This is a genomic window from Streptomyces sp. NPDC001750 (genome assembly GCF_042892615.1).
Classification (GTDB): Bacteria; Actinomycetota; Actinomycetes; order Streptomycetales; family Streptomycetaceae; genus Streptomyces.
In genome coordinates this window covers 79525-98079 of record NZ_JBIAUE010000018.1, presented here as the reverse complement: position 1 = coordinate 98079, position 18555 = coordinate 79525, and the positions used below count along the sequence as shown (strand labels likewise).

At 71.9% G+C, this 18555-nt stretch carries 15 protein-coding genes and 2 pseudogenes; 5 read left to right on the top strand and 12 right to left on the bottom strand.

Features of this window, described 5'->3' with window-relative positions; all coding sequences use genetic code 11:
* The first annotated feature begins 207 nt into the window (after positions 1 to 207).
* Complete coding sequence (locus ACFYY6_RS25615) at positions 208 to 441, top strand: hypothetical protein (protein ID WP_351516300.1); 234 nt, start codon at positions 208 to 210, stop codon at positions 439 to 441.
* Between the two features lie 99 nt (positions 442 to 540).
* Here ACFYY6_RS25615 and ACFYY6_RS25610 read toward each other — a convergent pair whose 3' ends face one another.
* The 7 genes and pseudogenes from ACFYY6_RS25610 to ACFYY6_RS25580 form a co-directional block, all read right to left on the bottom strand.
* Positions 541 to 1371 (bottom strand): serine protease, encoded by an 831-nt coding sequence (locus ACFYY6_RS25610; protein WP_351516299.1) that lies wholly within the window; start codon positions 1369 to 1371, stop codon positions 541 to 543.
* A gap of 140 nt (positions 1372 to 1511) precedes the next feature.
* Complete coding sequence (locus ACFYY6_RS25605) at positions 1512 to 3059, bottom strand: RNA polymerase sigma factor (RefSeq protein WP_351516298.1); 1548 nt, start codon at positions 3057 to 3059, stop codon at positions 1512 to 1514.
* 323 nt (positions 3060 to 3382) lie between these two features.
* The gene (locus ACFYY6_RS25600) at positions 3383 to 4249 is read right to left on the bottom strand and encodes a FadR/GntR family transcriptional regulator (protein WP_351516401.1); all 867 of its coding nucleotides are present in this window, start codon (positions 4247 to 4249) and stop codon (positions 3383 to 3385) included.
* Between the two features lie 179 nt (positions 4250 to 4428).
* Positions 4429 to 6189, bottom strand: a complete 1761-nt coding sequence (locus tag ACFYY6_RS25595; RefSeq protein ID WP_389195333.1) for an ATP-binding cassette domain-containing protein — start codon at positions 6187 to 6189, stop codon at positions 4429 to 4431.
* A gap of 110 nt (positions 6190 to 6299) precedes the next feature.
* Entirely contained in the window at positions 6300 to 7064 is a 765-nt protein-coding gene (locus tag ACFYY6_RS25590; RefSeq protein WP_351516296.1) for an NUDIX domain-containing protein, read from the bottom strand.
* Between the two features lie 178 nt (positions 7065 to 7242).
* On the bottom strand, positions 7243 to 8550 hold the full coding sequence (locus tag ACFYY6_RS25585; RefSeq protein ID WP_351623912.1) for a DUF4192 domain-containing protein: 1308 nt from the start codon (positions 8548 to 8550) through the stop codon (positions 7243 to 7245).
* A 447-nt stretch (positions 8551 to 8997) separates the two neighbouring features.
* Positions 8998 to 9364 (bottom strand): annotated as a pseudogene (locus tag ACFYY6_RS25580) (helix-turn-helix domain-containing protein); the annotation flags it as partial.
* Here ACFYY6_RS25580 and ACFYY6_RS25575 point away from each other — a divergent pair.
* The 3 genes and pseudogenes from ACFYY6_RS25575 to ACFYY6_RS25565 form a co-directional block, all read left to right on the top strand.
* Positions 9290 to 9448, top strand: a pseudogene (locus ACFYY6_RS25575) (hypothetical protein); the annotation flags it as partial. The pseudogenes ACFYY6_RS25580 and ACFYY6_RS25575 overlap by 75 nt on opposite strands.
* A 67-nt stretch (positions 9449 to 9515) precedes the next feature.
* The gene (locus ACFYY6_RS25570; RefSeq protein WP_351516294.1) at positions 9516 to 10079 is read left to right on the top strand and encodes an asparagine synthase-related protein; all 564 of its coding nucleotides are present in this window, start codon (positions 9516 to 9518) and stop codon (positions 10077 to 10079) included.
* A gap of 19 nt (positions 10080 to 10098) precedes the next feature.
* Complete coding sequence (locus tag ACFYY6_RS25565; protein ID WP_351623914.1) at positions 10099 to 10452, top strand: asparagine synthase-related protein; 354 nt, start codon at positions 10099 to 10101, stop codon at positions 10450 to 10452.
* On the opposite strand, the gene ACFYY6_RS25560 is transcribed toward ACFYY6_RS25565, so the two are convergent.
* Entirely contained in the window at positions 10353 to 12512 is a 2160-nt protein-coding gene (locus ACFYY6_RS25560; protein ID WP_389195330.1) for a RecQ family ATP-dependent DNA helicase, read from the bottom strand. The genes ACFYY6_RS25565 and ACFYY6_RS25560 overlap by 100 nt on opposite strands.
* Before the next feature lie 406 nt (positions 12513 to 12918).
* Here ACFYY6_RS25560 and ACFYY6_RS25555 point away from each other — a divergent pair, with 406 nt between their 5' ends.
* Positions 12919 to 13557 (top strand): hypothetical protein, encoded by a 639-nt coding sequence (locus ACFYY6_RS25555; RefSeq protein ID WP_351516291.1) that lies wholly within the window; start codon positions 12919 to 12921, stop codon positions 13555 to 13557.
* Between the two features lie 156 nt (positions 13558 to 13713).
* On the opposite strand, the gene ACFYY6_RS25550 is transcribed toward ACFYY6_RS25555, so the two are convergent.
* The 4 genes from ACFYY6_RS25550 to ACFYY6_RS25535 form a co-directional block, all read right to left on the bottom strand.
* Positions 13714 to 14334 carry a hypothetical protein gene (locus ACFYY6_RS25550; protein WP_389195327.1) on the bottom strand — a complete coding sequence of 207 codons (621 nt, stop codon included), beginning with the start codon at positions 14332 to 14334 and terminating at the stop codon, positions 13714 to 13716.
* Positions 14335 to 14394: 60 nt separating this feature from the next.
* Positions 14395 to 15105 carry a ribonuclease HII gene (locus ACFYY6_RS25545; RefSeq protein WP_351516288.1) on the bottom strand — a complete coding sequence of 237 codons (711 nt, stop codon included), beginning with the start codon at positions 15103 to 15105 and terminating at the stop codon, positions 14395 to 14397.
* 374 nt (positions 15106 to 15479) lie between these two features.
* Positions 15480 to 17243, bottom strand: coding sequence for a DUF4153 domain-containing protein (locus ACFYY6_RS25540; protein WP_386607561.1), 1764 nt, complete (start codon positions 17241 to 17243; stop codon positions 15480 to 15482).
* A 404-nt stretch (positions 17244 to 17647) separates the two neighbouring features.
* The gene (locus ACFYY6_RS25535; RefSeq protein ID WP_351516284.1) at positions 17648 to 18550 is read right to left on the bottom strand and encodes an ADP-ribosylglycohydrolase family protein; all 903 of its coding nucleotides are present in this window, start codon (positions 18548 to 18550) and stop codon (positions 17648 to 17650) included.
* Positions 18551 to 18555 lie beyond the last annotated feature (5 nt).

Sequence of the window (18555 nt, the reverse complement as noted above, 5' to 3'; positions counted from 1 at the left end):
AACCGGCAAGCCGGCCGGGAGGAACGAACCACCGAGACAAGCAATGCGAAACCGTAGCGCTACGCAATACGGCACATTCGCCGCCAACCGGCAACAGACAGCCATCTTGAGAAGAAGTTTCAAAGAAAAGCCACGAGCGGGAACGTTTTCGGCCTGGTTGGATGTTGACCCTGGTACGACAGCTCGTCGAGCTAGAGAAGAGGCGACGTGACTACTGTTCTGACCCCCGCGAGCCCGCTGACCGCAGCAGACCGCTGTGACCGCTGCGGCGCCCAGGCATATCTGCGCGTCGTCCTGATCAGCGGCGGTGAGCTGCTCTTCTGCGCCCACCATGGTCGCAAGTTCGAGCCGGAACTCAAGAAGATCGCCGCGGAGATACAGGATGAGACGGACAGGCTGACGGCCGTGCCGGAGCACGCCGTCGAAGAGGAACGGCACTGACACCTCGCATCCACGACGAGCCAGGGCCAGGTTGCAACCTGGCGACGGGCGGCTTCCGCATGGAAGCCGCCCGTTCTCGTCATCACGGCCCGGTACCGTTCAGTCACCCTTCGACATCCAGCCGATGGCGGCGGAGACGCGGGTGTACACACCGGGGCTGCCCGCGCCGCCGCAGCCGTCCCCCCAGGACACCAGCCCGATGAGCCGCCCGCGGGCCACCAGCGGCCCTCCGCTGTCCCCCTGGCAGGCGTCGTACCCGCCCTGCGGTTCGCCCGCGCAGAGCATTGCCGAGGCGTCGTACGTGCCGTTTCTGCCCCCGGGGTAGGCCCGCTCGCACGTACTGTCCGACAACACGCTCACTTTCGCGGCGCGAAGTGACGAGGCGTAGTCGCTGTTACCGGTCGTGTCACCCCACCCGTAGACCATTGCGCTCGTACCCGGCCGGTAGGCCGTGTCGCCGGATTCGGCCATGGGGATCACGTTCTTCGCGGGGAGCGCATCGGCCAGGGTGAGCACCGCCAGGTCCCCGGCGTTCGTCAAGGGGTCGAACCTCGGGTTGCTCCACGCCGCCTGCACAGGAATCTCCTGACCATCGGTTCCGCGTAGCCGGTCCCGGCCCACGATCACCTTCAGGTCACGCACCCGGCCGACATCGACACCGAGCGCCGCCCGGCTCAGGCAGTGCGCGACCGTGAGCACTTTCCTCGGCGCCACGACGACGCCTCCGCAGAACTGACCGGCGCGCGCCTCCCCGAAACGCTCCCGACTGGACAGGGCCACGACCCAGGGACTGTCCTTGACGTGTGCGGGCTGACCACCGATGACGATGCTGTCCGCGGCGGCGGGAGCGGAGAGTCCGAACGGTAATGCGACCGTTGCGGCGACCAGGGCGAGCGCCCCTGACATGGCGTGAAAGACGGTACGGGACATGCGCGCTCCTGACTCTGTGGTGAACACCTCCTACCCAGAGTCGTCGCAGCCGACCCCGGGCGCACCCGCAGATACGCCGAGGGCCCGGCTCCCCATGGGATCCGGGCCCTCGGTACGAGAACTCCGACGAGTCCTTCGGCCTAGTCGAGGTAGTCGCGCAGCACCTGCGAACGCGACGGGTGGCGCAGCTTCGACATGGTCTTGGACTCGATCTGCCGGATGCGCTCACGCGTCACGCCGTAGACCTTGCCGATCTCGTCCAGCGTCTTCGGCTGGCCGTCGGTGAGTCCGAAACGCATCGAGACGACGCCCGCCTCGCGCTCGGAGAGGGTGTCGAGCACCGAGTGCAGCTGCTCCTGGAGGAGCGTGAAGCTGACCGCGTCGGCCGGGACGACCGCCTCGGAGTCCTCGATCAGATCACCGAACTCGCTGTCTCCGTCCTCGCCCAGCGGGGTGTGGAGGGAGATCGGCTCGCGGCCGTACTTCTGGACCTCGATGACCTTCTCGGGCGTCATGTCGAGTTCCTTGGCCAGCTCCTCCGGCGTGGGCTCACGGCCCAGGTCCTGGAGCATCTGGCGCTGCACACGGGCGAGCTTGTTGATGACCTCGACCATGTGCACCGGGATGCGGATGGTGCGGGCCTGGTCGGCCATGGCGCGGGTGATCGCCTGACGAATCCACCAGGTGGCGTACGTGGAGAACTTGTAGCCCTTGGTGTAGTCGAACTTCTCGACCGCACGGATCAGACCGAGGTTGCCCTCCTGGATCAGGTCCAGGAAGAGCATGCCGCGGCCGGTGTAGCGCTTGGCCAGCGACACCACGAGACGGAGGTTGGCCTCCAGCAGGTGGTTCTTGGCGCGGCGACCGTCCTCGGCGATGATCTCCAGCTCACGCTTGAGCTTCGGCGCGAGCTTGTCGGAGTTCGCCAGCTTGTCCTCCGCGAACAGACCGGCCTCGATGCGCTTGGCGAGTTCGACCTCCTGCTCGGCGTTGAGGAGGGGGACCTTCCCGATCTGCTTCAGGTAGTCCTTGACCGGGTCGGCGGTGGCACCGGCGACGGCGACCTGCTGCGCGGGCGCGTCGTCCTCGTCGTCGTCGGAGAGGACGAAGCCCTTGTTCTCGCCCTCGCTCTCCTCGTCCTCGCCCTTGCCGACCTTCACGTCTTCGACCAGGTCGTCGCCGTCGAGGAGGTCCTCGTCCTGCTTCCCGGCCTTCTTCGTAGCTGTCTTCTTCGCCGCCGTCTTCTTCGCGGCGGTCTTCTTGGCTGCCGTCTTCTTGGCTGCCGCCTTCTTCGCGGGTCCGGCCGCGGCGGCGTCGCCGGCCGCCGTGCCCACGGCCTCTGCCGACGGGGCGGCAGCGGCCGCGACGGTCCTGGTCACGGTCGTCTTGGCCGCGACGGTCTTGGTGGCGGTGCGCTTGACCGGGCTCTTTGCTGCGACGCTCTTGCGGGCACGTTTGGACGGCTCCGCGGCACTGACCATCAGCGTCACACCCTCTTCCTCGAGGATCTGATTGAGGCTGCGCAGAACATTCTTCCACTGGGTTGGCGGAATCTGGTCAGCCTCGAAGGCCCGACGCACGTCATCGCCGGCGATCTGCCCATCAGCCTTTCCCCGCTCGATGAGCGCCATCACAGACTCGGACTCGGCGATCTCCGGCGGGAGCGTACGGGATGTGCTGGCCGACACGAACAACCTCTCGGAACGATGGAAACGGCTTCCGGCCCGGCCCTGGAGAGGACCGGAGCCGACGACCGCCGGGCTGGGAATGTACCGACGGCGCGGGTTTGGCCTCAGAACTGCACAGCGCACTGAACGGCTGCTGTATTCCTTCCGTGGCGGTCACCTCTTAGGTCATCGCACTGCTTCGAGGAGTGTTACGCCCAATCCGCGTGGCCCGAGTCACACCTCATTTGCGACGAAAGTGATCAGGGGTGTCATCTCGCCACAATTATGTCGCCGGACCGCAGGGGTCCGGCGACACACGGTTCACACACCTGACCGTGCTGTGTTCAGTGCTCGCGGGGGGCGGGCACCACCCGTTCCACCTCGGGATGGACGACCAGCAGTTGACGCATGGCCGCCTCGGCGCCCGACGCGTCCCCCGAAGCGAGGGCGTCGACGATCCGGGCATGGTGGGCGAGGGACGCTTCGGTGGGGCGGTCGCAGCTCGTGGCGGGACCACCCGAGACCTGCAGGGCCGCCGCGACGATTCCGGACAGGTGCTCCAGCATGCGGTTGCCCGCGGCCTGGATGAGCAGGGAGTGGAACTCCGCGTCGGCCCGCGAGCCGGTGATCACGTCACCCTGCCCGAGGGCGTGCCCCATGATCTCGACCATGTCGCCGAGGCGCTGCTGGATGTCCTCGCGGCCGTGGCCCGCCGCGAGACGGGCCGCGAGCGGCTCGATGGTCCACCGGAGCTCCCCCAGCTCGCGCCGCTGGTCCTCGCGCTGCGGGCCGAAGGCGCGCCATTCGATGATGTCGGGGTCGAGCAGATTCCAGTCGCTGACGGGACGGACCCGGGTGCCCACGTTGGGCCGGGCGCTGACCAGGCCCTTCGCCTCGAGGACGCGCAGTGATTCACGGACGACGGTGCGGGAGACCTCGAAGCGCTGGCCGATCTCCTCCGGCACGAGGGGGCGGTCGGCGCCCAGGTCTCCGGAGACGATCATCTGCCCCAGCTGCTGAACGAGTTGGCCGTGCAGGCCGCGCCCCCGGCTGGCCGAGCCCCGCCGGCCTGCCCGGCCGAGCTCGGCATCGGACCCTTCCCAGGAACGCAGAGCGGCGCGCTCGCCGGCCGGCGCCTCCGCATACGAGTAGCGGTCGAGTTCACCCGGGCCGGCGAGACCGGAATCGACGGAGCGGGCGGCGGTCATCATGGTGTGCGCAAGGGTACTCACGCATCCTTTGTCGGCGCGGCTCCTCCGCCCCTTGAGGTCTTTGGTGAAAAGCACACGAAAGGGTGATCGGCACCCGCCTGCCAATTGACGCCTTATCTCCTCAAATCAGGCATTTTCAAGGGAGTTGCGATCCCGAAACGGCTCGCCGTCGTCCTCGGTCACCAACGAACCCTGGCGCGAAGACCGGTGAGCACGTAGGCGCAGACCAGGGCCGACAGCGAGAGCGACAAGGCGGCCGCCACCGGTTGGTCCGCCACGCGCAGGGCGGCCGCCAGCCACCGCTCCGCCTCGTGCGGCCAGTGCGGCCACACCAGCTCACGGAGCCTGCCGAGCAACCCGACGGCCGGGCGGGAGCCCGATCCCATCGGCACCGCCCGGAGCAGCGGAACGACGAGTACGGGCACGGCGAGCACGGCGGCAACCCCAGCCGCCGTCGCCCTGAAGACCCCGGCGCCCAGCAGGCCCGCCCAGGCGCAGCCGACGGTCAGCCCCGCCCAACTCACGCCCAGGGTCGGCGAATTATGGATGATTACCGTCAAATCGGCTCCACCTAGGAGGTAATAGGCCCCTGCGGAGGTCAGTACGACGGCCGCGGCGAGCACCAGGGCCGCTCCCGCCGACACCACCAGCTTGGCAAGGAGCAGCCCGAGGCGGCGCGGGACGGTGCCGCACCCCGCCGCGAGGGCGGGGTGGCGGAATTCGTCGCCGAACGAGAGCGCGCCGAGCAGCCCGGCCCCGATCGCCGCAGGCGGCAGCGGCAGTGGCGATGGCCAGGCCACCAACACCCTGTACAGCGGGGCATGCCCGGAGAGTGCGAGGACCGCGGAGATTCCGAGCGAGACGGCAAGGACGGCGGCGGTGACCAGAGTTGCCGTACCCGTGCCGAGGAGGCGACGCAGTTCGTAGCGCAGCGGCTGGAGGGGGCCGCGGGCGAGCCGGCGCCTGATCGGCGGCGCGGGTCGCACGCCGTTCGCCCGTGCGGCCGGGCGCGTTTCGGCTTCCGCGGACCCGGCGGCGACGGCCTTTGGGTCGACGATGTGCGAGGGACGGGCATCGGCGATCTCGTCGGCGAGTCCGTGCACCGGGAGACCGTGCCGGAAGGCCGTGTCTCCGATCTCGGCACAGGTGGCCCCGTACACGGAGAGCCGGCCACCCGTCCCGGCCACCACCTCGACGGGGCGTCTCGCCGCCCGGGCCTCACGCCCGACGACGGCGGCGAGGCGGGCGGCATGCGGACTGCGCACCGCGACCCGCGGACGGAGGCGGGCCCGGGAGAAGTCGCCCGCGCTCTGGTCGGCGACGAGCCGTCCCGCGTCGACGGTGACCACTCGGTCGGCGGTCCGCAGGGCCTCCTTGGCGTCGGTCGTGGTGCACAGAACCGTTCCGCCGCGGGCCGCCCGGTCCCGGATCAGCCGGTGCACCCGGTTCGCCTCCTGCGGCGGGAGCCCTTCGGCCGGATCGTCCAGGACGAGCGTGTGCGGGTCTCCCAGCAGGGCCGACGCGAATGCGAGCATGCGGTCCATGCCGAGCGGCAGGGCATCGATGCGCTGGTCCCTCAGCCCGGCGAGACCGACGAGCTCCAGCACCTCGTCGGTCCTGGAGACCGGTACGCCCACGGCGGCGCAGAGCATGCGGAGGTGCCCCTGGACCGTACGGGCGGGGTGCCCGGGTACGTCGCCGAGGAGCACCCCCACCTCGTGCGCGGGGTGCTCGATCCGGTGCAGTGGCCTGCCCCGGAAATACGTGACCCCCCACCCCGGGTCGAGTTCGAGCATCAGGCGGAGGGCCGCGGTCTTGCCCGATCCGGGCATGCCCAGAAGTGTGGTGACGTGACCGGGCCGGGCTTCGAAGGTGAGATCGTCCACGACGGCCGGATGGCCGCGTCGGGGTGCGCTGGTGAGTCCGATGGCCTGGAGCATCGCTTCTCTCGCGGAGGATGAGACCGCTCGACGGCAGGGCGGTACCGCAGCACGATAACGCGACGTATCCGACTTTTCGCGCAGGGTCGACCCGCGGGTGTTCCGCGGGGTCAGACCTCCGGCCTGAGCATCGGCGGGTTGAGCACCGTCGCCGCGCCGGCCCGGAAGAGCTGGGCGGGGCGGCCGCCCTGCCGCGTGGTCGTCCCCCCGGAGGGCACCAGGAAGCCCGGGGTGCCCGTCACCTTGCGGTGGAAGTTCCGGGGGTCCAGAACCACGCCCCACACCGCCTCGTACACCCGCCGCAGCTCACCGACCGTGAACTCCGGCGGGCAGAAGGCGGTGGCCAGGGAGGAGTACTCGATCTTGGAGCGCGCGCGCTCGACGCCGTCGGCGAGGATCTGCGCGTGGTCGAAGGCGAGCACAGCCTGGTTCTCACCCTCGCGGCCGTCCTTGGCCTCGGCTGCGAGCAGGTCCTCGACAGGCGCCCAACGGGCGTAGTTCGCGTCACCGCCCGCCCGGGGCGCGGGCAGGTCCGGGGCCAGCACCAGATGGGCGACGCTGACGACCCTCATCCTGGGATCGCGACCGGGGGCGCCGTACGTGGCCAGCTGCTCCAGATGCGCGCCGTTGCCGACCGCCGGTGCCGCCGGGTCCTGGGCGCACAGGCCGGTCTCCTCGGCCAGTTCGCGCGCCGCGGCGGCGCCGAGGTCCTCGTCGGCCCTGACGAAGCCCCCGGGCAGTGCCCATCTGCCCTGGAAGGGCGGTTCACCCCGGCGTACGACCAGTGCGCAGAGCGCGTGACGGCGCACCGTGAGCACAACCAGGTCGACGGTGACTGCGAAGGGCGGGAAGGTCGACGGGTCGTAGGGCGGCATGCCGCGATCATAGTCGTCTTCCTGACGATAAACACTCTCTTCGCCGTGCTCCGGGGCCCGACTGTCGCTCTCGCGCCGTTCGTTGCGTCCGTTGCCTCGCCCGTCGTCCCGTATGGACCGGATTGCGGGCGGGACACTGCGGCCGCTCCCCCGCCCGTCCGTGCCATGCGGCATGTCGTCATCGACCGCTCCTGGAACCGCGACGGTTCGGAGGTGTCTGCGCCGAACGGCGTCGGGAAGACGTCGGCCCCGGGCGGACGGGTCCCCGTGGCGGCTTCGTGCGCCGGCCGACGGCCGGGCGAACCGTCCGGTGTCGTGCGCGGCGTTCCTCGCGGGGACGCCCGGTCCGCTCGGCGGCCCGGGCGCCGCGCTCGCCACGAAGGCAGCGGCGCAGCGTTTCCGGATCCAACCCCTGATTGCACGCCTCGTGGAGGAGCTGGGCGAAGGTGTAGTGCGGGTCCGCGCGCAGGGCGAGGCCGAGTGCGACCCGCGCACCGGGTTCGTCGCCGGTGGACCAGGAGACCCACCCGGCGAGCGTCAGCGGGGCGGCCGCGTGCTCCTCGTACGGTGTGACGCAGCGCCGTGCGAGTGCACGCCAGAGCCGCAGCGCGAAACCGGCTTCGGGCCCCTCCATCCATTCCGCGGCCCGGTCGCGCGTTTCCCGGTCCTGCAGGCCGAGGATCACCGCGGCGGCCTCGTCGTGCGTGATCAACCGGTCGTCGTCGGTGTCCGACGCCGAGGGTGTCGGCATGGGTGCCTCCTCGAGGCGCTTCATGAGCCGTCGGACGAGATCGAGGGTCTCTCGGGCCACGTCCCCGCGCCCCGCCTCGTCGAGAATCTTCGGGATCAGTTCGGCGCCCGCCGCGTCGAGCGCGCGCTGCTGTTCCGCGACCACCGCCGAGGCGTCCAACGGTGCGAGCCGCGCCTCCATCTCCCGCAGCGTGCCGCGCACTTGAATGCCCGCGTACGCCGCGGCGGCCGCCATCACCGAGGTACCGGGCATCGCCATCCGGTTCCCCTCGGCCGGGCAGCAGCGCTCCTCGGGGCAGCAGTACGACCAGTAACGGCCGCCGGAAATGCAGAGTGCTTCGAGCACCGGCACGTCGAGCGCGCCGCAGGCGGTGCGCAGGTTCTGGGCGAGGGGGCGCAGCCGCTCCATGACCTGGTTGCCGTTCTCGCCCTCGGCGGGGTCCTGGCAGAGGAAGACGACGATCGCGTCGGGCCGTCCGCCGCGTCGCTCGCTCCCCTTGATCAGGCATTCGGCAAGTTGCTCGGCGACGGACGGCCATTCGCGGGACGCCTGGGGAATGCCGAGTCGCAGCCGCCCGCCGAAGCGACCGCGGCCGCCGTGCAGGGCGACCATGACCACGCTGTCGCTCGGGTGGAACCCCATCAGATACGGGAGGGCGTCGGCGAGTTCGGCAGGGCCTCGCAGAGTGATCTGCTGCTCGTCGACCGGACCGGTGGATTCGTGGTGCTGGTTCATGGCACGACCGTCCCGCGAACGGCCGATTCCCGCGACCCCTGTGGATAACGTTATCCACAGGTGCCGGGGGGCACTCGCCTTTCGTCGCGCTGTCGGGTTGCATGAGTGGATGACCACGCAGACCACGCAGAGCCCGGAGCCCGGGGCTTCGGCCGATCCCGTGCACCCCTGTCCGTTCGGGGAGTCCTCCGGCCCTGCGCGTGGCATAGCGGCGGGCCGGGCCGTGATGGTCGACCACCGCCGGAGCTGACGCGCGACCAGTCGCGGCCCCTGTCAGGCCCTGTGCCCATGCGCGGAGTTCGTCGCGTGGACGTGAGAACCCTGGCCGAAAAGGCATAGCCCTCCGGCGACAACGGCGCAGGGCCGACGGTCAGCGCCTCGGCCGACCGGGATGCCCGGTGGAGGCGGACGTGCCGGTCGGCGGACCGGTCCCCCCGCCACTCCGCTGCGGCCCGCTGGGCGGCCGAGGACCTTGTGACCGCCGCCGTCGGGGATGTTGCCGGGCTTCTTGATGTCCACGTGGGCCGGCTCGCCGGGCCTGTCGCGTTCGTAGCGGCGTATGACGCGGCCGGTGGCCCGGTCCAGGTGGGGCAAGCAAGCCATAGCGGACGAGGACCCGGTGGACGGTCGAGGGGACCGGGCCCAGCAGGTGGGCGATGCGGGCCGGGCCCCACCGGCGCAGGAGCCGGACCTTGATGATCCGGCGCTCGGTGCGGGTCGGTGTCCGGCACGGACTCAGGTGAGGCCGGGAGGAGCGGTCGCCCATCCCGCTCTCGCCGAACTGCGGGTAGCGGCCGGCCCACCGCCGGGCCGTGAGAGCGGCCCGGACGGTGAGCCGCTGGTTGTCCTCAGCTACAGCGGTGAGGTCTACAACTTCCGTGAGATCCGCGACAAGTTGGTGCTGCTGGGTCACCGATTCCGTCTCAGGAGCGACACCGAGGGGTCGTGCTCCGGTCGTACCTGGGGTGGGGCGACGGCTTCGTCAGCCGATTCAACGGCACGTACGCCTTCGCCCTCTGGGACACCAGGACGAGGAGCTGCTGCTGGTCCGGGACCGCCTCGGCATCAAGCCGCTCTACTCCTACCCCACCGCGAGCGGCGTGCTCTGCGGCTCGGAGCCCAAGGCCGTCCTGGCCAATCCGCTCGGCGGCGCCGTGCCGGACCTCGACAGGCTGCGCAACGCGCTCGCACTGGTCCGGGTGCCCGGCCGGACCCCCTTGAAGTACCTGTTCGAGGTCCGGCCGGGCCACATCGTCCACGCCGGGCCGCTCCGGCGTCCGCGACAAGACGTACTTTGGCCCTCACCACCCGCCCGCACACCGACGACATCGACACCACCGTGCGGGAGATCCTGGAGGACGCGGTCGGCCGGCATGATCTCCGACGTTCCGCTGTGCACACTGCTGTCCGGAGGTCTGGACTCCAGCGCGCCGGCCGCCCTCGCCCAGCGTTCCCCGGGCGCCGACGGTGGGGGCCGGGTCCGCACGTTCTCCGTGGACTTCGCCGGCCCCGCCGAGAACTTCGAGTGACCGCAAGGACCGGACGAGCATGGAGACCGGTCTGGAAGTACGGGTCCCGCTGTGCGACCACCGGCTTCGAGTACGTCTACAGCGTCCCCCTGGGCTGAAGACCTTCGACGGCCGCGAGAAGAGTCTCCTGCGGCACGCGACCAAGGACCTCCTGCCGGCCCCCATCGTCCAGCGCCGCAAGGCTCCCCGCCCCTCGACCCAGGACCTGGGACAGGACCGGGCCGTCAATCGGGAGCCGACCCGGATCGCCGCCGACCCCGGCCCCGAGGAGGCTCAGCCCGTCGCGGCGAGGACCAGCGGAAGCACCTGTTCGCCGCCGGCCCGGCGCAGCAGGCGGGCGGCGACCGCGAGGGTCCAGCCTGAGTCGGTGTAGTCGTCCACGAGCAGGACGGGTCCGGGAGCGTCGGCCAGCGCGCCCGCCAACTCCTCGGGGACGGCGAAGACGTCGGACAGCGCCCGGAGGCGCTGGGCGGAGTTGCTGCGACGAACGGCGTGCGCTCCATTCGGTCCGGTGTGCGCCAGGGTGCCCAGGAAGGGCAGGCGTCCGATGGCCGCGATTTCCCGGGCGAGGGAGCCGACCAGCCGAGGACGGGCCAGCGACGGCACGGCGACGACTCCGACCGGGCGGGCGGAGGCGTCCGGGGCGTTCGACGCCCAGCCGCCGGGAGTGCGCGCCCAGTCGGCGAGGACCGCCACCGCGGCCCGCAGAACGTCGTCGGGGACCGGACCGTCGGGCGCGTTCTCCGCGAGCAGCGGGCGCAGGCGGTTGCCCCAGCCGATGTCCGAGAGCCGGCCCAGGGCGCGCCCGGTGGAACACTGCTCGCCGACGGGGATGCGGCCCTTGAGGTCGATGCCGAGGGCGGGCATACCGGTCGGCCACATCCGGCGCGGCTCGATCTCCACGCCCGGGCGGTCCAGTTCCTTCGTGGCCCCCGTCAGCGCCTCCGCGGAAACGGAGGTATCGGCCCAGGCCCCGGCGCAGTTGTCGCACCGGCCGCACGGGACCGCCCCCTCGTCGTCCAGCTGACGGCGCAGGAACTCCATCCGGCACTGCGTCGTGCTCACGTAATCGCGCATGGCCTGTTGCTCGGCCGCCCGCTGCCGGGCGACCCAGGCGTAGCGCTCGGAGTCGTAGACCCACTGCTCGCCGGTGGAGACCCAGCCGCCCTTCACCCGCTTGACCGCCCCGTCCACGTCGAGCACCTTGAGCATGGTCTCCAGGCGGGTGCGCCGGAGGTCCACCGCCGCCTCCAGGGCCGGAACGGACAGTGGCCGCTCCGCACCGGCGAGGGCCGAGAGGGTCTGACGCACCTGTGCCTCGGGCGGGAAGGCGGTGTCGGCGAAGTAGCGCCAGATGGCCTCGTCCTCCTTGCCCGGCAGCAGCAGCACATCGGCGTGGGCCACACCGCGGCCCGCCCGCCCCACCTGCTGGTAGTAGGCGATCGGCGAGGACGGCGAGCCGAGATGGACCACGAATCCCAGGTCCGGCTTGTCGAAGCCCATGCCCAGCGCCGAGGTCGCGATCAGTGCCTTGACCCGGTTGTCCAGCAGGTCGGCCTCGGCCTGCAGCCGGTCGGCGTTCTCGGTCCGGCCCGTGTAGGAGGCCACCTGGAAGCCGCGCTGCCGCAGGTAGGCGGTGGCCTCCTCGGCCGCGGCGACGGTGAGGGCGTAGACGATCCCGGAACCCGGCAGCTCGTCCAGGTGCTCGGCGAGCCAGGCCAGGCGGTGGGCCGCGTCGGGGAGCCGGATGACGCCGAGCCGCAGGCTCTCCCGTTCCAGCGAGCCGCGCAGCACCAGGGCCTCACCGGCGCCGGTGCCCAGTTGCTCGGCCACGTCGGCCGTCACCCGCGCGTTGGCGGTCGCGGTGGTCGCCAGTACCGGCACGCCGGGCGCGAGGTCCCCGAGCATGGCCCGCAACCGGCGGTAGTCGGGGCGGAAGTCGTGGCCCCAGTCGGAGATGCAGTGCGCCTCGTCGACCACCAGCAGGCCGGTCGTGGCCGCGAGCCCGGGCAGCACCTGCTCCCTGAAATCCACGGAGTTGAGGCGTTCCGGACTCACCAGGAGGACGTCGGTCGCGCCGCGCTCGACCTCCTCGTAGATGGTGTCCCACTCCTCCGGATTGGCCGAGTTGATGGTGCGCGCCCGGATGCCGGCCCGTTCCGCCGCCTCGACCTGGTTGCGCATCAGCGCCAGCAGCGGCGAGACGATCACCGTCGGGCCGGATCCGCGCCGACGCAGCAGGGAGGTGGCGACGAAGTACACCGCCGACTTGCCCCAGCCCGTGCGCTGCACCACCAGGGCGCGTCGGCGCTCCCGCACCAGAGCGGCCACCGCCTGCCACTGGTCCTCCCGCAGCCGTGCCGAGCCCTCGGGGGCACCGACGAGTTCGGCGAGGACGGCGTCGGCTTCGGCGCGGAGTTCGGGTTCGTTCATGCCCCCATGCAACCCGATGGCGGGCGCGGACAGCCAGTTCACGCGGCGTGACGAGCGACTCATGCACGGTCCGCAGGTCGCGTACCGCTCTCGGACGGCCGGACCCGGGTGCTCGGCGAGGAGCCCGCCCCGAATCGCCGCCGACGCCCCGATCGGAACGTTTTCGCTGGTCCCCGCCGTTCGAGCGCGACCGGGGGCGTCGTCCGGGTACGGCACGGGCGGGATATCAGGGTCATACCCCCGCATTCCCGTCGGTCGCGCCGATTGCTCGTTGCCGCCGGTCGAAACGCCAGGGAGAATTGAGCTCGCTCCCCGCACGGGCGTTCGCCATCCCGGAACAGCTGTGCCCCGGTGCGCCCTCACTCGTCCCTGCCCGCCATGTGGGCGCGTACGCGAAGGGAGGATCGTGACCTTCGAATTCGCCCCGTCCGCGGCCGCTTCGATACCGGCGCCGTCCGCGGCCGCCGATTCCGCCAACCGCCTTGCCAGGATGCTCGAACCGGCCGAGTGGGCCGAGGCCGGCATACCGTTGCTGCGCAGCCCCCGCGAGGTCGTCGGCGGTCTGCACGCCCGGCACCGGCCCGCTCCGGGAACCGCCGTCGTCGCGGTCCTGGACCATGAGGAACGCCTCGTGGCCAGCGCCTCGTTCGCCCGCCGTGGCACGGCCACGGACGGCTGGGAGTTCCGCAACGCGCTGCTGGCGCATCTGCGCCGGGTCGTTCCGCACGATCTGCGCCGCCGCACCCCCGTCCGCACCGCCGTACTGCTCTACTGCCGTGAGGGCGACGAGCGTTGGACGGAGGAGGACGGGGCTTGGATGTGGGGGCTGCGGGACGCCTGCACCCTGCACGGTCTGCGGTGCGGCGCGTACATCACCCTGACCCGCGGGGGCTGGCAGGTGCTCGGCGAGGGGCGCGGCGGCCGTCGGCCCAGCGCCACGTCGCGACCGTCGCCCCTCGCGGGAACGACGCTCGACGCCGCCCCGCAGCCGATGCGTGCCGGCGGCGGGGCGTCCCGGGCGCTGCGTCACACCGCGGCACGCTGACCGGCGGTCGCGGACCCGGCCACCCCCTCGGGCGACCGGGCCACCACGTTCACGACGACGGACGACACCGGCGGCGTCGCACCACGACCGCGTACACGACGCCCGCACCACGACGGCGTACGCGCCATCGCGTCACGACCGCGTACGCGCCGTCGCTCAGACCCCTGCGCCGAGCACCGCGTCGACCCGTCGCGGGTCCCCGCACACGATCAGCAGGGCACCCGCCCGTGCGCGGGCGCCGGACAGCACGTCGGCGATGTCGTCACCACCGGCGTCATTGACGGCGACGACCACCACGGGACGGGGCTTCAGCCGTCCGGCGGCATCGGAACGGGCGAAGAAGACGTCCTCGCCGGCGTCGTGCTGGGCCCAGTAGGCGGCCTCGCCGAAGGAGAGTTCGTGCGCGGCCCACGGGTGCTGCTCACCGGTGGTGACCACCAGGATGTCGCCCGGTGCGCGCCCGGAGTCGAGCAGCAGGTCCACCGCCTCGTCGGCGGCGTCGACCGCGGCGGCGGCCGCGGCGGGGATCAGCTGGATCTGCGGTGCGGAACGATTCTCCGGACGAGCCGTCTGCGACGTTCCGGAGGCGGGGTGCGGGCGCGGCGTCGGCGGCGCGGGCCTCGCGGGGCCGGGGCCCGGGCGGCCGGGACGCGGCGTGGTCGCTGAACGCGGACCGGGTACGGGACGGGGGGTCGACGCGGCGCGGCCTGAGGCCGGAGTGGCGCGGGGACCCTGGGCGCTCTCGTGAATCTGAGGCTCCTCGGGGATGAGAGGCATGGGTGGTTGTCTATCAAACGCCGACATGTGGGACGTCGGCGGGTGGGTGTTCGTGCGCGGTCAGAAGTCGAAGCCGAGCTGGCCCCCGCTTTCCAGTGCGGCCGCCTCGGCGGAGAAACGGACCTTCTTGAGGTGCTGCCACCTGGGCAGCGCGTCGAGGTAGGACCACGAGAGGCGGTGGTGGGGCGTGGGACCCCACTCCTCCAGCGCGGCCCTGTGCACGGGCGACGGATAACCGGCGTTGGCACCGAAGTCGAATGCGGCGTACTCGCCGGAATCCGCGCCCAGTTCAGCCATCATCGCGTCCCGTCGGACCTTCGCGATCACCGAGGCCGCCGCGACGGCGACGCAGGACTGGTCGCCCTTGATCACCGTACGGACCTTCCAAGGCTGTCCCAGGTAGTCGTGCTTGCCGTCGAGTATCACCGCGTCGGGACGCACCGGCAGACCCTCCAGAGCGCGTACGGCGGCGAGGCGCAGTGCCGCCGTCATCCCCAGGTCGTCGATCTCCTGCGGGGAGGCGTCCCCCACGGCGAACGCGGTGACCCACCGTTCCAGCTGCGGGGCCAGCTCCGCGCGGCGTCTGGGGGTGATCAGCTTGGAGTCGGTCAGTCCGACGGGAGGTCTGCGAAGGCCGGTGACGGCCGCACACACGGTGACCGGCCCCGCCCACGCTCCGCGTCCGACCTCGTCGACACCGGCGACGATCCTGGCGCCGGTGGTGGCGCGCAACGAGCGCTCGACAGTGTGCGTGGGTGGTTCGTACGGCATGGCGCCTGTCAGCGTACGCCGACGGGAACGCGGGCAACACCCCGGGGGCGCCTGACGACCGGGCCGGACGCGGGCCGTGCCGGAGGGACGAACTGCCGCCCGGGCGCGGATCCTCGCGCCGGTTTGCTGCGGTACACGGATCAGTGGGCCTGGCGCGGCCGGTGTGGTCCGCGATCGGTCGCGGCGACGTCGGGGGAACCTCTCTGCGGATCACCACCCGAAGAGCTCGTGGGCGCCCGCGTCACACTCGTGAAGACCGCAACACCGTACGGAGCGGTACGGCAACGGGCAGCGCCCCGGCGCGCGAGTGACCGGCGCAACAGGGAAGGCCGACACACCGCCGCAGGTGCGGACCGCACCCGCGGCGGCGCGGGTCAGCGCGGGTCGCCCACGTCGCTCGTGTCGCTCGTGTCGCTCGTGTCGCTCGTGTCGCTCGGAACGTAACGGCCGTCCTCGTAGCCGCGGTCGTCGTTCGCGCCTCCTCCGTCTCCTCCTCCGACGCCCCCGCGCGCGAGGGAACAGGGCCCCTTTGACCTGTCCGTACCGCGCTCGCGCAGGATCTCCCGGGCTCGCGCCTCCCCCAGGCTCATGGCGTACCAGGGCGTGTCCGAGGACCGCAGCGAACGCTCGATGTCCCGCAGTGCGCAGGAGCGCAGCGGCTCGGGCAGGGTGTCGAGAGCGGGAACGGCGTCGGCCGAGAGGTCACGGAGGTAGGCGATGTCGATCGAGCGACCGTCGCGGTACCGCTGGACGTTCTGTTCCGCGATCAGGCCGTCGGGCGAGACCAGACCGAACGCGAGCACCGCGGCGGCCGCGCTCGCGGCGACGGCGCGCGGGAGCAGGCGCGGCCGGAGCGCGCCGAAGACCACGATCAGGACGAGGACGACACCCAGCCAGAGTTCCATCGCCGCCACCGAGATGCGCAGCCTGGTCAGGCCGTAGGTGTCGACGTACAGGTCCATGCGCCTGAGCGCGGACGCCACGACGACGAGGGTGAGCACGCAGAGCGTGCCGAGCACACCCCGTACGAGGGTGCGGTCCCCGTCCCGTCCGCGCGGGGCCAGGCGAAGGGCGACGGCGATGACCAGCAGGGTGAGGAAGGTGGCCCAGAGAAGCTGCCAGAAGCCCTGACGCGCGTACTGGGCATAGCTGAGGTGGGTTTCCGCCATCACCTTGGCGTATCCGCCGAGCAACACGGTCAGCTGGACGGCGATGAAGACGGCGAACAGCAGGTTCAGCACGACGAGCGGCAGCGCCCATTCCAGCCGCCCGCGTGGCTTTCCCGGCCGGAGGGCGAAGCCGTCCCAGCGCACCGGGGCGGCGGCGGTGTACGCGGCGGCGAGGGAGCCCACCAGACCGAGCGCGAAGAGGAGAAGTCTCCAGGGACCGTCCCCCAGCGACACGTCGGGAACCAGTCTGCCGAGCACATCGGCGAAGGCGGCGTCGGCGCTCGCGAAGAGTGTGCCGAACACGACGAGCAGGACGGTCGCCACCGCGGTGGTGCGGAGTGCGGCACCCCACCCCTTCCGGGCCCCCGCCATGCGATCGCGCACGCCCCGCCAGCCCCAGACCGTCCCCTCGACGAGCGAACCGAACAGGCCCAGCGAACCGAGGAACACCCCGAACCAGCTGCGGGCACCGTGGAGCGCGAGCGAACCCAGTGCCACGGCCGACACGACGGCGAGAAAGCTGGGCCACCCGGCGTCCCGCAGGGCCGGGACGACGAGCAGTGCCAGGCCGCCGACCGCCCAGACGGCCGTCCACGGGCGGAGGCGGCGTCCGGCCACCCGCGCGGCGAAGAAGGCCGCGAGCGCCGCGGGAATCGCGACGATCAGCAGGTTCGCGCCGAGACCGTCGCCGAGCAGCGACGCGCTCAGGACCGCGGTGACGAGGACGGAGCAGAGGGTCGCTCCCCGGACGGCGGCCGGCTCGGCGACCCGCAGTCGCGCGATCGGCGACGGAGGACTGGTGCGCCGCCCGGGACCGGGCGGGGGCTGTGGTGCGCCGACCCGCGAGGCGTGGGCCCGTGCCTGCGGCGGCCCGGGCGTGATGCCGTGGGACGGCTGCGGCGCCGGCTTCGGTGGCGCGCTCGTCCCCGGCTCCGCGCCATGTTCCGGCGGCCCGGATCGCTCGGACACGTCCTGCGGCCGGGGGTTGTCTGGTACGTGATCGGACAATGGGACCCCTCCCCCGCCGGGGTCCGCGCGCACCGCCGCCGGGCAGCACGGGGACACCCCGGCGTCTCATTCGGTGCACGCCCGTCCGGTTGATCACCGGGGGCGACGTGGCCGAAAGAGTAACTTCCCCTTCCCCTGGGCACGCGCTCGGGAGAAGGCTGTGGCAGGACCGTGACGGTACCGGTCGGGCGCCCGCCACGGCCGGGGAACCATCGCGTTCGACGCGAGAGCCGTGCGGCTCGGGGAGACGCCGTCCGCCCGCGTCGCCCGTCCGGTTCGCGATCACCATCCGGCTCGCGGGGGACGTGCTCCGGCTCCGGGCGGATGCCGTCCGGTTCAGGGGCGTGCCGTTCGCCCGGGTCGCGCTACCGCGGCAGCCAGCCCGGCAGTTCCTCCGTCTGTGCCGCCCAGTCGGCGGGCGGTGCGCCTGTCCCGCTCGCCGCGACGATGCCGCCGACGATCGCGCAGGTGGTGTCGACGTCGCCGCCCGCCCGGGCCGTGCCCCAGAAGGCCTGCTCGAAGTCGCCGAGGTGCCGTGCCGCGGACCACAGGGCGAACGGGACGGTGTCGTGGGCGCTGGTGCGCCGTCCGTTGCCGAGCACCGCGGCGACCGTACCCGCGTCGTCGTAGTCGAGCATGTCGCGCGCCCGGCGCAGTCCGGCACCGACCGCGCTGCGCGGCACGAGGTCGATCACGCCGTCGAGGAACTCCGTCGGGGTCGGCGGCCCCGCGCTCGCCGCGGCCAGCGCCGCGGCCGCCGCGACGGCCATCGCGCCCGCGACCGCCTCGCGGTGCTGGTGCGTGATGTACGAGGAGATCTCGGCCTGGTGCGTGGCCTGCTCCGGGTCGTCGGCGTACCAGGCCCCGAGCGGGGCGATGCGCATCGAGGAGCCGTTGCCCCAGGAACCCTGCCCCTGGAACAGCGCGGACGCCAGCTCACGCCAGTCGCCGCCCTCCCGCACCAGCCTGAGCAGCCGGTTCACGGCGGGGCCGTATCCCCGGTCGAAGTCATGGTGCTCGGCGAAGGACCGGGCCAGCGCGTCCTGGTCGATCCGCCCGTGTGCCACCAGCACGGCCACCACCGAGGCGGCCATCTCGGTGTCGTCCGTCCACTGCCAGGGGCCGGGAGGCAACCCTCCCTGCTTCAGCAGCGGGTAGTTCACCGGCACGAAGAACTGGGACCCCAGCGCGTCCCCCACGGCCAGTCCGCGGAGGCTGGCCAGGGCACGTTCGAATCGTTGGTCGGTGGCAGAGGAGGCGGTCGTCATCGCCT

What these genes read in the sequence shown, in the direction of transcription:
- ACFYY6_RS25610 (WP_351516299.1), bottom strand. Translation starts at nt 1,371, where the DNA reads ATGTCCCGTACCGTCTTTCACGCCATGTCAGGGGCGCTCGCCCTGGTC.
- ACFYY6_RS25600 (WP_351516401.1), bottom strand. Translation starts at nt 4,249, where the DNA reads ATGATGACCGCCGCCCGCTCCGTCGATTCCGGTCTCGCCGGCCCGGGT.
- ACFYY6_RS25595 (WP_389195333.1), bottom strand. Translation starts at nt 6,189, where the DNA reads ATGCTCCAGGCCATCGGACTCACCAGCGCACCCCGACGCGGCCATCCG.
- ACFYY6_RS25590 (WP_351516296.1), bottom strand. Translation starts at nt 7,064, where the DNA reads ATGCCGCCCTACGACCCGTCGACCTTCCCGCCCTTCGCAGTCACCGTC.
- ACFYY6_RS25585 (WP_351623912.1), bottom strand. Translation starts at nt 8,550, where the DNA reads ATGAACCAGCACCACGAATCCACCGGTCCGGTCGACGAGCAGCAGATC.
- ACFYY6_RS25565 (WP_351623914.1), top strand. Translation starts at nt 10,099, where the DNA reads ATGGAGACCGGTCTGGAAGTACGGGTCCCGCTGTGCGACCACCGGCTT.
- ACFYY6_RS25560 (WP_389195330.1), bottom strand. Translation starts at nt 12,512, where the DNA reads ATGAACGAACCCGAACTCCGCGCCGAAGCCGACGCCGTCCTCGCCGAA.
- ACFYY6_RS25550 (WP_389195327.1), bottom strand. Translation starts at nt 14,334, where the DNA reads ATGCCTCTCATCCCCGAGGAGCCTCAGATTCACGAGAGCGCCCAGGGT.
- ACFYY6_RS25545 (WP_351516288.1), bottom strand. Translation starts at nt 15,105, where the DNA reads ATGCCGTACGAACCACCCACGCACACTGTCGAGCGCTCGTTGCGCGCC.
- ACFYY6_RS25535 (WP_351516284.1), bottom strand. Translation starts at nt 18,550, where the DNA reads ATGACGACCGCCTCCTCTGCCACCGACCAACGATTCGAACGTGCCCTG.